Origin of the sequence: Massilia sp. Leaf139 (assembly GCF_001424165.1) — a bacterium.
Taxonomy (GTDB): domain Bacteria; phylum Pseudomonadota; class Gammaproteobacteria; order Burkholderiales; family Burkholderiaceae_D; genus Telluria.
Genome location: NZ_LMOJ01000001.1, coordinates 56645 through 70915, shown reverse-complemented (window position 1 = coordinate 70915; position 14271 = coordinate 56645). Strand labels below are relative to the sequence as shown.

Sequence of the window (14271 nt, the reverse complement as noted above, 5' to 3'; positions counted from 1 at the left end):
GATAACGTACCAGAACACGTACTCAAGGCGTGCTCGAATAAACGGCCGCCATCCAACGCGATCTTCTTGTCTCTGCTCGTCTCGCCGTACCGCCGTACTGTCTTCGACGGTGCGCCTTGCTCCGAAAGCTTTGTCAGGCGCTCCTGGACGCCCCTTTTCGGTGCAACTGTTGTGTTTCAGACACATCCAGTAGTTGCGCCAGCCGATATTGTTTAGGATGCAATTTTGACCTTTGGAGAAGTTGCGTGTTCAAACAAAAACAATGTCGCCGCGCCGTCCTGCTGGCCCTGTACGGCAGCGCCGCCCTCACCCTCTCCCCGTCCAGCTCGGCGCAAACCGCCACCCCCGACACGGCGCAGGCCCAGGGTGAGGCAATGCAGAGCGTGCGTGTGGTCGGCACCCGCCGCGTCGGCGCGTCCTCGTCCACCGACACCCCGGTGCCGATCGACGTCATCCCGATGACGCGCCTGGCCGAGCAAGGCAGCCAGTTCGACCTGGCCCAGACCCTGACCAACATCTCGCCCTCGTTCAACTCGACCCGCCAGACCGGCGCCGACGGCGCCGACCTGGTCGACTCGGCCGCCCTGCGCGGCCTCGGTTCCGACCAGACCCTGGTACTGGTGAACGGCAAGCGCCGCCACACCACCGCCCTGGTCAACCTGTTCGGCGCGCGTAACCGCGGCAACACCGGCACCGACATGAACGCGATCCCGCTGCTGGCGATCCGCAACGTGCAGGTGCTGCGCGACGGCGCGGCCGCCCAGTACGGCTCGGACGCGATCGCCGGCGTGATGAACATCGAACTCAAGAAAAGCCTGGGCTGCGAAGCCGTCACCGGCTTCGGCGAATACACCGAAGGCGACGGCGAGAACTACCTGGCCTCGGCCTACTGCGGCGTCGCGCTGGCCGGCGGCACTTTTGGGGTGACCGGCGAATACCTGTTCCGCGACCGCTCGAACCGCGCCGAAGCGGGCAACCCGCGCATCATCGGCGACAGCCGCTCGGAAAACCAGACCGTGTACATCAACGGCGACATCCCGCTCGGCACGGGCCGCTTGTACACCACCCTCGGCGTGCAGCGCCGCGACGCCTCCTCGGCGGCCTTCGCGCGCGGCGGCATCGGTTCCGACGACATCCCGTCGCGCAACTCGGCCGCCATGTACCCGAACGGCTTCGTCCCCTTCATCAACGGCGACGTCGACGACCGCTACGGCACCCTCGGCTACCGCTTGAAATTCGGCGAGTGGAATGCGGACTTCTCGCAGACCTACGGCTACAACCGCCTCGACTACACCATCGCCAACACCCTGAACGCCTCGATCGCCAACCTCGACCTCGAGCGCGGCGGCCGCGGCGTGAGCGCCAGTTCGTTCGGCGCGGGCGGCTTCGCCTTCCGCCAGCTGACCACCAACGCCGACTTCAGCCGCTTCTACAGCGGTGTGTTCCAAGGCCTGAACGCGGCCTTCGGCCTCGAGCACCGCCGTGAGAACTACAAGATCTTCGCCGGCGAAACCGGTTCCTACATCGACGCCGACGGCGTGGGCGTGGGCGGCAACGCCGGCAGCCAGGGCTTCCCGGGCTTCCAGCCGGGCGACGCGACCGACCGCAGCCGCCACAGCAACGCCGCCTACATCGACCTGGAAGCGGACATCAGCGACCGCCTGAAGCTGCAGGGCGCGCTGCGCCACGAGCGCTTCTCGGACTTCGGCTCGACCACCGACGGCAAGCTCGCCGCCGCCTTCAAGCTCGACGGCGGCGTGCTGCTGCGCGCTTCGGCCAGCACCGGGTTCCGCGCACCGTCGCTGCAGCAGGTCTGGTTCTCCTCGACCTTCACCGACTTCGTCAACGGCCAGCCGCTCGACGTGGTGCTGGCGCCGAACGGCGGCGCCGTCGCCAATGCCGCCGGCATCCCGGCCCTGAAGGAAGAAAAATCGAAGAGCCTGACCGTCGGCGCGACCTGGACGCCGACCCAGTCGACCTCGATCACGGCCGACCTCTACCGCATCGACATCGACGACCGCATCGTCCTGTCGGGCCGCTTCGACGCGGAGAACTACCCGGCCCTCGGAGCGACCCTGCAGACCCTGGGCGTGGGCCAGGCCCAGTTCTTCGTCAACTCGGTCGACACGCAAACCGAAGGCCTCGACATCACGGCCTCGCACCGCATGCCCCTGGCCGCCGGCCGCCTGAACACCTTCCTCGCGCTGAATTTCAGCAAGACCGAAGTGAAAGGCGTGCACGCACCGAGCGCCCTGGCCGGCTTCGAGGACGTGCTGCTGTCCGAGCGCGAGCGCCTGTTCATCGAACAGGGCGGCCCGCGCCGCAAGGCCACGCTCGGCTTCGAGTACACCCAGGGCAAATTCGGTTCGGACTTCCGCATCATCCACTTCGGCCCGCAGACCCTCGGCACCTTCTCCGGCCCGCCGGTACCGAACGCCTACTACGAACCGAAGACCTCGGCCGACCTGTCCTTCAGCTGGTCGTTCAGCGAGAAGACCAAGCTGACCGTGGGCGGCACCAACATCTTCAACGTGAAACCGACGGCGCAGGATCCGAACGAGACCGACAACGGCTTCAAGTATGAGAGCGTGCAGTTTGGCCTGAACGGCGCGGCGTATTTCGCCCGCCTGTGGCACAAGTTCTGATGCACCGGGCGTCGCGAGGCGCTTTGTGAACACTGCGGTGTGAAGGAAGGGGGCATGCGAATGCCCCCTTTTTCTATGGGCGCCGGCAACTGCGGATAAATGTAGACAGTAATGTCTAGATCAGTGAATAATGTCTCTTCATCGACGAGACTAGGAATCGACATGCCGCATCGAACACTCCGCCTGGCCACGCTGCCGGTACTCCTTGCCACCCTGGCCGCGTGCGCGGCTCCCCCTGCGGCCTCCCCCACGGCGCAGGCCGACGCCGCTGCCACCTCGGCCACCTCGGCCACCCCGGCCGCCATCGTGTTCGGCAGCTGCCCGCAAAAGCCGGCCTGGCCCGAGGCGGCGCGGCGCGAGAAGCGCGAGGGCACGGTGGCGCTGGCCTTCGAGATCGACGCCGACAACACGGTGCGCGATGCGCAGATCCGGCGCAGCAGCGGGCACCCCGACCTCGACGAAGCCGCGCGCGCCGGTCTTGCCGCCTGCAAGTTCAGGGCCGCCACCCGCGACGGCCGTCCCGTGCGCGGGTGGGCGGAAGTCAAGTACGTGTGGTCGCTGTAGGCGGGCTGGCCGGGACACGCCGGCACAGGGAATGCTAGACTCATCCATTTCCTACCGAGCACAAAAAGCCCCATGCAGATCGCCTTCGAAACCCCGGATCGGCCCGACGTACGCGCCCTCGTCGTCGAACTCGACGCTTACCTGTATTCGCTCTACCCCGCCGAGAACGTGTACGCGCTCGACATCGCTTCGCTGCTGGCGCCGAACGTGCTGTTCGCCGTGGTGCGCGATGCGGCCGGGGCCGCGCTCGGCTGCGGCGCCATCGTCCTGGCGGCGGAATATGGCGAGATCAAACGCGTGTACGTGCGGCCGCAGGCACGCGGCCAGGGCCTCGCGCGCCGGCTGATCGGCGCCCTGGAAGCGAAGGCGATGGAAGGCGGCTGCCGCAGCTTCATGCTCGAGACCGGGCCGACGCAGCCGGAGGCGCTGATGCTGTACGAGCGCCTCGGCTACCGCTACCGGGGGCCCTTCGGCGATTATCCGGCCTCCCCCTTGTCGGTGTTCATGCAAAAGGACGCGCAATGAACGAGAACGAACGCAGCGCACTGGTTCGAAGCGGCTGGGCGATCCACGGCGCCGTGGAAGCGGCCTACCTGGCCCATCCGCCCGCCGACCGCGAGACCGATCCCGAGGCCTGGCGCGAGCGCCAGCGCCTGCTCCTGGCCGACATGGCCGTGCACCTGCTGCAGACGGCGCTGCGGCCCGGCGCGATCGAGCCGGATCAGCTAAAGCACAACCTGCACGCGATCCTGACCATCGCGGATGCCTTCCTGCCGCATGCCGGCCTGAAGGCGGCCAGCGGCAAGCTGTACAGCGATTCCTGAGGCGGCGCCGGGTAGCCAGGGTCAGGTCTGACATTCGGACACGAGCTCGACAAGGCGCCGGTTCAATCGGCCAGTTGCAAGCCGTTCTCTTCGCACCACTGGCGCAAGGCGGTTCGGGTTGCTTCCTCGTGAAAACGTTCCCAGGTCTCTGCCGCGCCGCGCTCTTCCAGCAAGCGGGCGAAACCTTCGGTGTTGCGGTCACGGAACAGGTCGCGCACGGTGTCCTGCTCGCCAGCCAGATGGGTGGCGGCAAAGCGCAGCACCAGCCCGTCTCCGATGCCAAGCACACCCGCGGGCGGAACGCGCACATAGGACTCGGTGCCACCGGACGCCGACGGCACCGGCGCCTCGTCGTCCATGTACTCGTCGTTCAACAGATGGATCATGCCTGTGTCGCGCGACACCATCGCCGTGACCGTGCCGCCGCCATCCTCGACCGCCATGGCTGCGCTCTCGAGTTCATCCAGGTTGATTGGTGACATGGCTAATCCTTTGCGCGTAATCGGACGCAAGCAGTATGAAGCGCCTGCGCGCGGCAGGTGCGCACGCTTGGTAGCCATGGCAGGTCATCGGCACGGATCCGACCGCCCCTCGATACAAAAACAGCAGCCGAAGCTGCTGTTTCCCTCATCAGGCGACTACCTTCTCCCGCTCATCCGGTGTCGTTCCAGCCGCGCCGGCCACGCGCCGCTCCCAGTAATCCGCGTTCTTGATACCCAGCGCGACAGGATCGAACTGCGGATCCTTGCCCTGCGCCTTCTGCGCTTCATAGTCGCGCAGGCACTTGAAGGCGACGTTCCTCAGCAGGACGATCGCGACCAGGTTCAGCCAGGCCATCAGGCCGACGCCGATGTCGCCCAGCGCCCAGGCCAGATCGGCCGTCTTGACGGTGCCGTAGATGGTGGCGCCGATGATCGCCGCCTTGAGCAGGTAGGTCAGCCACGGATATTTGCCGTCGCGGTCGATGTAGGCGATGTTGGTCTCGGCGATGTAGTAGTAGGCGACGATGGTCGTGAACGCGAAGAACAGCAGCGCGACGGCGACGAAGATCGCGCCGAAGCCGGGCATCACGTTTTCCAGCGCCGTCTGCACGTAGCCGGGGCCGCTGGCCACGCCCTGCACGCCGACGAACATGGCCTTGCCGTCGGGGCCTTCGACGTTGTACTGGCCGGTGATGAGCAGCATGAAGGCGGTGGCCGAGCACACGAACAGGGTGTCGATGTAGACCGAGAAGCCCTGCACCAGGCCCTGCTTGGCCGGGTGGCTCACTTCGGCCGCGGAGGATGCGTGCGGGCCGGTGCCCTGCCCCGCCTCGTTCGAATAGACGCCGCGCTTGACGCCCCACTGGATCGCCAGGCCGAGGATGGCGCCGAAGCCGGCATCCATGCCGAAGGCCGACCGGAAGATCAGCGACATCACTTCGGGCAGGCGCTCGATGTTCATCAGGATGATGAACACGGCGACCAGGATGTAGCCGAGCGCCATGAAGGGCACCACGACTTCGGCGAAGGTGGCAATGCGTTTCACGCCACCGAAGATGATAAAGGCGAGGACGAGTGCCAGGCCGGCGGCGGTGATGCCGCGATCGAGGCCGGTGGCCGTCTGCAGGCCTTCGGCGATCGAGTTGGCCTGCACGCCCGGCAGCAGCAGGCCGGTCGCCAGCAGGGTGGCGAAGGCGAAGGTCAGTGCATACCATTTCATGCCCAGGCCCTTCTCGATGTAGAAGGCGGGGCCGCCGCGGTATTCCTTGCCGATCTGCTCCTTGTAGACCTGGCCGAGCGTGGACTCGACGAAGGCCGAGCTGGCGCCGAGGAAGGCCACGGCCCACATCCAGAACACGGCGCCGGGGCCGCCGAAGGTGATCGCGGTGGCGACGCCGGCGATGTTGCCGGTGCCGACGCGGCCGGCCAGGGTCATGGAAAGGGCCTGGAACGAGGACACGCCCTGCTCCGAGCTTTTACCCTCGAACATCAGGCGGATCATTTCCCTGGCGTGGCGCACCTGCAGGAAGCGCGAACGCAGCGAAAAATACAGGCCCACGCCCAGGCACAGGGCGATCAGGGCCGGACTCCAGATAATACCGTTGATGCTGCTGACTAGCTCGTTCATCTACTTCTTCCCCTGGACTTGCGTTGATTAAATTGTTTTACAGGCAAAATCAGAAGATACCCGAAGCGGGCACGGATGGGCAACGTATTACGCGGCGGCGTGGTGCGAACGCCCCGGCACGGACTTGCGCAGGAGTACTGCGCGCTTGCCCGTTCGTGTAAAATCGGTTAGTCAGATGGACAATTCAACCAAAGGATGTCGGATATGAAGCTACTCTCCAAATCGTTCGTTCTCGCCTTCGCCGCCTCGGTCGTTTCGCTGAGCGCCGTGGCCCAGAACTGGCCCGAGAAGAATGTAAACGTCGTCGTGCCATGGCCACCGGGCGGTCCGTCCGACATCGCGGCGCGCCCATGGGCCAAGGAACTGACCCAGTCGCTGGGCAAGACCTTCGTCATCGACAACCGCGCCGGCGGCGGCGGCAATATCGGCACCGCGGCGGTCGTGCGTTCGCCGGCCGACGGCCACACCCTGCTCATCACCTCGAGCGCGCCGATCGTCATCAATCCGAGCGTCTACAAGAACATGGCCTTCGATCCGCTGAAGGATCTGGCGCCGATCAGCAACCTGCTGCGCGTGCCGCTGGTGCTGGTCGCCAATCCGTCGGTGCCGGCCAAGAACCTGAAGGAGCTGATCGCCCACATCCAGTCGAAGAAGGGTTCGTTCTCCTTCGCTTCGTCGGGCAACGGCACGCCGCAGCACCTGACCGGCGAACTGTTCAACAGCGTCCAGAAGCTCGAGATGGTGCACGTGCCGTACAAAGGTTCGGCGCCGGCGATTTCCGACCTGCTGGGCGGCCACATCCCGGTCATGTTCGACAGCACCATCGCGATCATGCCGCACATTAAGAGCGGTAAAGTCAAGCCGATCGCCATCACCAGCGCCAAGCGCTCGCCGCTGCTGCCGGACGTGCCGACCTTCGCCGAACTGGGCATCCCGCAGATCGAGTCCTACGCCTGGTACGGCCTGTTCGCACCGGCCAAGACGCCAAAAGCCGTCATCGACAAGATCAATGCCGAGACCATCAAGTTCATGAAGTCGCCGGAGTTTGCCAAGGTGCGCGCCGAAACGGGTTCGGATCTGCTGGTCGACACGCCTGAGAACTTCACCAAGTTCGTGCAGGCCGAATCGACCAAGTGGTCGAAGGTGGCGAAGGATAGTGGCGCGACGGTGGATTGAGCGTTACGTAGCTAGCTGGACGTGAAAAAGGGACTGGTAAAACCAGTCCCTTTTTTGTTGCTGTAGGGTGGGCGGGTCTCCCGCCCACGCGTTCAACGCACGGTAGCAAACCAGAGTACGACCAGGCACCCGCTGGTTGAACGCGTGGGCGGCGTCCACGCAGCGTGGTGATCAACGCCCCAGGTACAGCCGCCCACCCTACGGGTATGCAGCAGGACGTAGGGTGGGCGCCCCGAGCCCATGCGGAACGATGCGCCAACACGACGCATGCGTTCGCGTGGGCACGGGGCGCCCACCCTATAGCGGAAAGCTGACCGTGGCCGCCAGCCCGCCCAGCCGCTCCGACTTGTCCAGCCTGAGCGTCGCCCCATGCCGCTCGGCGATCGCCTTGATGATGGCGAGTCCAAGCCCGCTGCCGGCGGCGTCGCTGCCGGCCACGCGGTAGAAGCGGTCGAACACGCGCTCGCGCTCTTCCGGCGGAATGCCGGGGCCGCTGTCCTCGACGATGACCTCGACCTTGTCCTTGTCGGCGCGCACCGCGATGTCGACGGTGCCGCCGCTCGGCGTGTATTTCACCGCGTTCTCGACCAGGTTGCGCAGCAGGATGTGCAGCGCGTCGGGCTGGCCCTTCACGCTGGCCTCGTCGGCGTGCTGCAGGCCGAGGTCGACTTCCTTGGCCTGCGCCAGGCCGACCAGGTCGCCGACCGTGCGCCGCGCCAGTTCGGCCAGGTCGACCGGGCGGGTGGCGACGCCGTTCGCGGCCGAGGCTTCCTGGCGCGCCAGCACCAGCAACTGCTCGACCAGGCGCGTGGCGCGGTCGATGCCGGCCGTCAGGCGGCCGACGGCCACTTTCCGCGCTTCCGGATCGGCGGCGCGATCCAGGCTTTGCGCCTGCAGGCGCAGCGCGGCGAGCGGCGTGCGCAGCTCGTGGGCGGCGTCGGCGACGAAATTCTGCTGGGCGTCGAACGCCGTGCGCACGCGCCCGAACAGCAGGTTCAGCTCGTGCACGAGCGGGCGCACCTCGTCGGGCAGGCCGGCTTCCGACACCGGCGACAAATCGTCGGCCTGGCGCCGCGCGACCTGCGAGCGCACGCGCGCCACCGGTTCGAGCGAGCCGCTCACCACCCACCAGACGACCACCATCAGGATCGGCATCATGACCGCGATCGGGCCGAGCGTGCGCAGGGCCAGGTTACCGGCCATGTTGCGGCGCACGGCCAGGTCCTGCGCGACCTGCACGGTCTGGTTGTTGGTCTGGATCGAGAACACGCGGTAAGTCGTGCCGTTCGCCTTCAGGTTGGAAAAGCCGAGCACCGCGCGCTGCGGCAGGCGCGCGCGCGAAACGCTGTGGAATACCTGCACGCCGTCGGGCGACCACATCTGCACCACCAGGTCGTCGTTGCCGGGGGCGCTTTCCAGGCGTTCGGTCGCCTCGGTGTTCGACAGCGGCGTGCTCGAACGCAGCGACAGGGCCATCTGCTGCATGTGGTAATCGAAGATCTGGTCGGCGTCGTCGAGCGCCGTGCGGTAGGCGATCGAGGCTTGCGCCAGTGCCGCCAGGGTGATGGCCGCCAGCAGGAACCACAGCAGGCGCCCGCGCAGCGAATGGGTGACCTTCATGCTTTCGGCACCATGTAGCCGACGCCGCGCACGTTTTGAATCAGGTCGCTGCCGAGCTTCTTGCGCAGGCCGTGGATGTAGACCTCGACCGCATTGCTGGAGACCTCGTCGCGCCAGCTGTAGAGCTTTTCCTCGAGCTGGGCGCGCGACAGCACCGCGCCCGGACGCGCGACCAGCGCTTCCAGCACGGCCCATTCGCGCGCCGACAGCGAAACCGGCTCGCCGTCGATCAGCGTCTCGCGGGTGGCGGGGTTGATCGAGATGTTCTTGTATTCGAAGATGGGTTCGGCGCGACCGGCGGCACGCCGCAGCAACGCGCGGATGCGCGCCAGCAGCTCGTCGAGATCGTAGGGTTTCAGGACATAGTCGTCGGCGCCGGCATCGAGCCCGGCGATGCGCTGGGCGACCGAGTCGCGCGCGGTGGCGACCAGCACCGGGGTGCGATCCTTGCGGGTGCGCATGGCGCGCAGCACGTCGAGCCCGTCCTTGCGCGGCAGGCCCAGGTCGAGCAGCACCAGGTCGTAGTTCTGGTTCTGCATCAGGGCCGTGTCGGCCATCTCGCCGTCCTTGACCCAATCGACGGCGTAGTGCTCGGCCCGTAACAGGTCGAGCACCACTTCGCCGATCATCGTATCGTCTTCCACCAGTAACAACCGCATCATCTACCCCGATTCATGTGATCCGGTCGCGCTGGCAAAAGGCGTCTTCAGCCAATCCGCACCGGAATGAAGATTCTGTCATTCCCGCGCTGGATCAGCAAGGCCACCGACTTCGTGGATTTGCCGACCATGTCGCGCACCTGTGCCACGCTGGAGACCGGCTTGCCGTTCACCGACAGCAGCACGTCGCCCGGCATGACGCCGGCGGCGATCGCCTGCCCGCCCGCCGCCTCGATCACGAGACCGGAGGTGATGCCGCTCTGGCGCTGCTCGATCGGCTCGAGCGGACGCAGGGCCAGGCCCAGCTTGGCGCCCTTGTCGAGCGACGCCACTTCCTCGCGCTCGGCCGGTTCGCTCTTGTCGCTGGCGTTGGCCAGGGTCGCGGTCAGGCGCACGATCTTGCCGTCGCGCCAGACGTCGAGCGCGACCTTGTCGCCCGGCTTGGAGACCGCCAGCATGCCCGGCAGGTCGCCCGACCCGATGATGGTCTGGCCGTTCACCTTGCGCACCACGTCGCCCGCTTTCAGGCCGGCGCGTTCGGCGGCGCTGCCGCGTTCCACGTTGGCGATCAGCGCGCCTTCCGGCGAGTCCAGGTTGAACGAATCGGCGAAGCCCTGGTTCACCTCCTGGATCGAAACGCCCAGCTTGGCATGCTGCACCTTGCCGGTGGCGACGATCTGGTCCTTGATGCGCACCGCGACGTCCATCGGGATGGCGAAGGACATGCCCATGTAGCCGCCGGTCTGGCTGTAGATCTGCGAATTGATGCCGACCACTTCGCCACGGGTGTTGAACAGTGGGCCGCCCGAGTTGCCGGGATTGATGGCGACGTCGGTCTGGATGAAGGGCACGTTGGTATCGCTCGGCAGGTTGCGGCCGGTGGCGCTGACCACGCCGGCCGTCACGGTCGACTCGAGGCCGAAGGGCGAACCGATGGCCAGCACCCACTCGCCGACCTGCAGGTTGCGCGAATTGCCGAGCGGGGCGACCGGCAGGTTCTTGGCGTCGATCTTCAGGACGGCCACGTCGGTCTTCGGATCGGAGCCAAGCACCTTGGCGCGGAACTCGCGCCGGTCGGCCAGCTTGACCGTGACTTCGTCGGCGCCCTGCACCACGTGCGCGTTTGTCAGGATGACGCCGTCCGGGCTTACGATGAAGCCCGATCCGGCGCCGGAAATCGGAATGTCGCGTTGCGGGCCGCGGTACTGCGGCCCCTGGAAGCGACGGAAGAATTCATAGAAAGGATCGTTCGGATCCATCTGCGGGCCGCCGCGCGCGCTGGTCTTGGTGCTGCCGGTAACGCGGATGTTCACGACCGCCTTGCCGTTCTGGGCGGCGATGCGGGTGAAGTCGGGCAGCGTGACGGTGCCAGCGGGTGCGCTGGTAGGTGCGCCGGCGGCGACCGGAGGCGCTGCTACCTGCGCCGGCGCAGGCGCCATGGCAAGCGGTGCGCTCTGGGCGACGGCATTGTTATGATTGACTGTGATCGCTCCGACCGCGCCGCCGATAACGCCCGCCGCGCATAGCGCCAGCGTGAGACGTTTTGCGGTGATGGCGGTAACTGCACCTTCGTTTTGCATGGACGTGCTCCTGGTTTTAGGGTTGGTCGATAACGGTGTATCGATGTTGAATAGTGTCGCCGATGTGTCTTAGATGGTGCTTAAAACTCATCGGTAGGCTGCGTTCGTCTGTGCGTCCGTGCGGCGTGCGAACGCGTGGGCATGCCCACCCTACGGTGCACCGCCGTCTCGATCAAATCACGCGGCCGTGGCGTAACGTAGGGCGGGCATGCCCGCGTTCACACGCCGCACAATCGAAACGCATGCCCTGGACAAAACTGTCCGCGCCGAGACGCAAAAAAGGGCACCCCGACTTCGGGCGCCCTCTTCCTTACTGCCTGTACTGCTTATGCCACGAGGGCTGCCTGGATCAGCTTAGGCCGCCTGACGCTGTTCGATCTGCTGAACATTGTCGACGGTGCCGCTGGCATCGCCAATCTGGATCTTGCGCGGCTTGAGTGCTTCAGGCACTTCGCGCACCAGGTCGATGGTCAGCATGCCGTTGTCGAACGAAGCGGTGGTCACCTTCACGTGGTTCGCCAGCTGGAAGCGCTGTTCGAAATCGCGGGCGGCGATACCGCGGTGCAGGTAGGTACGCTGGGTTTCGTCCTTCTGCTTGCGGCCGGTCACGTGCAGGGTGTCTCGCTCGGAGACGATTTCCACTTCATCGCGCGAGAAGCCTGCGAGGGCCATCACGATGCGGTACTTGTCTTCGGCGAGCAGTTCGACGTTGTACGGCGGGTAGCTCGGCTGCGATTCGGCGCGTTGCTCGAGCAGGCTGGCCAGGCGGTCGAAGCCGATGGCGGAACGATACAGGGGAGCGAGGTCAAAAGTACGCATGATAAATATCCTTGTCAAAGTTAAGCGATATGTTGACGGACCTCATCGTGAGCATCCGTTGGAACCAATCTAATGCCACGCCTCGCCCTTTTCAAGGCATACGAAATACGGATTTTTAAGCCTCTTTGCAAATTTTATTTGTATCGATGTTTCATACTATTGTGCAATTTCTTGCGTGCTACACTCGTCCGGTTTTGTCCTTCACATTGCCTACGAGATGACCGCACACGCCACGTTCTCCTTCGCCGCCAAGACGGCTTCCAGCATCGCCCTCGCCCTCGCGCTGACCTTCCCGGCGCAGGCCGCCGTGCCCGCGCCGGTCGACCAGCCCTACCCCGGCACCATCGTCCTGAAAGTCGACGCGACCAACCTGTCGCAGCAGATTTTCCGGATGCGCATGACGGTGCCCGTGAAGCCCGGCCCGATGACCTTCCTGTATCCGCAATGGCTGCCGGCGAACCACGGCCCGAGCGGCCCGCTGACGCAGCTGGCCGGCCTGAAGTTCACGGCCAACGGCAAGCCGGTGGCATGGACGCGCGACCCGGTCGAAGTCTTCGCCTTCCACGTCACCGTACCGGAAGGCGTGACGACGCTGGAAGCGGAATACCAGTTCCTCTCGCCGCTCGAACCGGGCCAGGGCCGCATCGTCATGACCGAGGAGATGCTCGGCCTGCAATGGCCGTCGGTGACGCTCTACCCGGCCGGCTATGTGGCGCGCCGCATCACGGTGCAGCCGTCGCTGACGCTGCCCGCCGGCTGGCAGTACGGCACGGCGCTGGAGACGGCGCAGCGCACAGGCGACGAGATCCAGTTCAAGGCGCACGACCTCGAGACCCTGATCGATTCGCCCCTGTTCGCGGGCCGTCATTTTAAAAAGTTCGACCTCGATCCGGGCGCCAAGGTGCGCGTCTCGCTGAACGTCGTGGCCGACAATGCCGAGAGCCTGGAAGCCAAGCCCGAGCAGATCGCCGCGCACCGCGCGATGGTGCAGCAGTCGCTGAAGCTCTTCGGCTCGCACCACTACGAGCACTACGACTTCCTGCTGGCGCTGTCGGACGAATTCGGCGGCATCGGCCGCGAGCACCACCAGTCGAGCGAGAACGGCGTCAAGCCGGGCTACTTCACCGACTGGGCGCGCTCGGAGGCGGGCCGTGACCTGCTGCCGCACGAATTCACCCACTCGTGGAATGGCAAGTTCCGCCGCCCGGCCGGCCAGAACGTCCCGAACTTTAACACCCCGCTGCAGAACGAACTGCTGTGGGTCTACGAAGGCCAGACCCAGTACTGGGGCAGCATTCTGGGCGCGCGTTCCGGCCTGGTCTCGCAAGCCGGGGCGCGCGACGCGCTGGCCTCCACCGCGGCCCGCTACGACAACGTGCAGGGCCGCGCCTGGCGCCCGGTGCAGGACACGGTGAACGACCCGATCGTCATCGCCCGCCGCGCCCTCGGCTGGAGCAACTGGCAGCGCGGCGAAGACTACTACTCCGAAGGCGCCCTGATCTGGCTCGACGTCGACACCAAGATCCGCGAACTGTCCGGCGAGAAGCGCTCGCTCGACGATTTCGCACGGGCGTTTTACGGGATCAAGAACGGCAGCTACCTGCCGGAGTTCTACACCTTCGAGGACGTCGTCGCGACCTTGAACAAGGTACAGAAATTCGACTGGGCGCCCTTCCTGCGTGCGCGCCTGGACGGCAACGGTCCGGGCGCCCCGCTCGACGGCCTGAAGCGCGCCGGCTGGAAGCTGGTCTACACCGAGACCCCGACCGACTACATCAAGGCCGCTGAAGACCGCAGCAAATCGGCCGACTTCAGCTACTCGCTGGGCTTCGCCGTGCGCGCCGACGGTGGCGTGAGCAACGTGCAGTGGGACGGCATCGGCTTCCGCGCCGGCCTGGCCGCCAACACGACCATCGTCGCCGTGAACAACAAGGTGTTCAAGCCGGAAGTGCTGAAGGCGGCCGTCAAGGCGGCCAAGGGCACGACGGCGCCGATCGAGCTGCTGGTCAAGAAAGGCAACACCCTGCGCACGATCGCGCTGGACTACCACGGCGGCCTGCGCTACCCGCGCCTGGAACGGATCCCGGGCACGCCGGATCGCCTGGAAGCGATCTACAAGGCGCTGAAATAAAAGAAGCATCGATAAACCTACTGCGCGTCGGATTGTTTGCCTGCGATGCTCGCTGTACTTCCGTACAGCTTCGCGTCTCGGCAAACACTCCTTCCGCTCGCTACGGTTTCTCGAAGCTTCTTGGGTCGGTGGTATGCTGTAGCC

Annotated in this window: 12 protein-coding genes; 6 read left to right on the top strand and 6 right to left on the bottom strand. The window is 65.8% G+C overall.

Annotation, left to right across the window (positions count from 1 at the left end; translation table 11 throughout):
* Positions 1-245: 245 nt before the first annotated feature.
* From ASF77_RS00330 to ASF77_RS00315, 4 genes are all read left to right on the top strand, one after another.
* On the top strand, positions 246-2645 hold the full coding sequence (locus ASF77_RS00330) for a TonB-dependent siderophore receptor (RefSeq protein ID WP_056332677.1): 2400 nt from the start codon (positions 246-248) through the stop codon (positions 2643-2645).
* 162 nt (positions 2646-2807) lie between these two features.
* On the top strand, positions 2808-3209 hold the full coding sequence (locus tag ASF77_RS24595) for an energy transducer TonB (RefSeq protein WP_082493484.1): 402 nt from the start codon (positions 2808-2810) through the stop codon (positions 3207-3209).
* 72 nt (positions 3210-3281) lie between these two features.
* Complete coding sequence (locus ASF77_RS00320; RefSeq protein WP_056332675.1) at positions 3282-3734, top strand: GNAT family N-acetyltransferase; 453 nt, start codon at positions 3282-3284, stop codon at positions 3732-3734.
* The gene (locus ASF77_RS00315) at positions 3731-4033 is read left to right on the top strand and encodes a hypothetical protein (protein WP_056332673.1); all 303 of its coding nucleotides are present in this window, start codon (positions 3731-3733) and stop codon (positions 4031-4033) included. Before ASF77_RS00320 ends, ASF77_RS00315 begins: the two co-directional genes overlap by 4 nt.
* Before the next feature lie 62 nt (positions 4034-4095).
* Here ASF77_RS00315 and ASF77_RS00310 read toward each other — a convergent pair whose 3' ends face one another.
* Entirely contained in the window at positions 4096-4515 is a 420-nt protein-coding gene (locus ASF77_RS00310) for a hypothetical protein (RefSeq protein ID WP_056332670.1), read from the bottom strand.
* Between the two features lie 148 nt (positions 4516-4663).
* Positions 4664-6142, bottom strand: coding sequence for a sodium:alanine symporter family protein (locus ASF77_RS00305; protein WP_056332667.1), 1479 nt, complete (start codon positions 6140-6142; stop codon positions 4664-4666).
* Positions 6143-6346: 204 nt separating this feature from the next.
* On the opposite strand from ASF77_RS00305, the gene ASF77_RS00300 reads away from it, so the two are divergent.
* On the top strand, positions 6347-7318 hold the full coding sequence (locus ASF77_RS00300; RefSeq protein ID WP_082493483.1) for a tripartite tricarboxylate transporter substrate binding protein: 972 nt from the start codon (positions 6347-6349) through the stop codon (positions 7316-7318).
* A 297-nt stretch (positions 7319-7615) separates the two neighbouring features.
* Here the strand turns inward: ASF77_RS00300 and ASF77_RS00295 are convergent, their stop codons facing one another.
* The 4 genes from ASF77_RS00295 to ASF77_RS00280 form a co-directional block, all read right to left on the bottom strand.
* Positions 7616-8938: an ATP-binding protein gene (locus ASF77_RS00295; RefSeq protein WP_056332662.1), complete on the bottom strand. Its 1323-nt coding sequence runs from the start codon at positions 8936-8938 to the stop codon at positions 7616-7618.
* Complete coding sequence (locus ASF77_RS00290) at positions 8935-9597, bottom strand: response regulator transcription factor (protein WP_056336111.1); 663 nt, start codon at positions 9595-9597, stop codon at positions 8935-8937. The genes ASF77_RS00295 and ASF77_RS00290 overlap by 4 nt, the downstream gene beginning before the upstream one ends.
* A 47-nt stretch (positions 9598-9644) precedes the next feature.
* A complete protein-coding gene (locus ASF77_RS00285; RefSeq protein WP_056332659.1) occupies positions 9645-11177 on the bottom strand; it encodes a Do family serine endopeptidase in 1533 nt (510 codons plus the stop codon).
* A 354-nt stretch (positions 11178-11531) separates the two neighbouring features.
* The gene (locus tag ASF77_RS00280; protein WP_056332657.1) at positions 11532-11996 is read right to left on the bottom strand and encodes an Hsp20 family protein; all 465 of its coding nucleotides are present in this window, start codon (positions 11994-11996) and stop codon (positions 11532-11534) included.
* Between the two features lie 217 nt (positions 11997-12213).
* On the opposite strand from ASF77_RS00280, the gene ASF77_RS00275 reads away from it, so the two are divergent.
* Positions 12214-14127 (top strand): M61 family metallopeptidase, encoded by a 1914-nt coding sequence (locus tag ASF77_RS00275; protein ID WP_056332654.1) that lies wholly within the window; start codon positions 12214-12216, stop codon positions 14125-14127.
* The last annotated feature ends 144 nt before the right edge of the window (positions 14128-14271 follow it).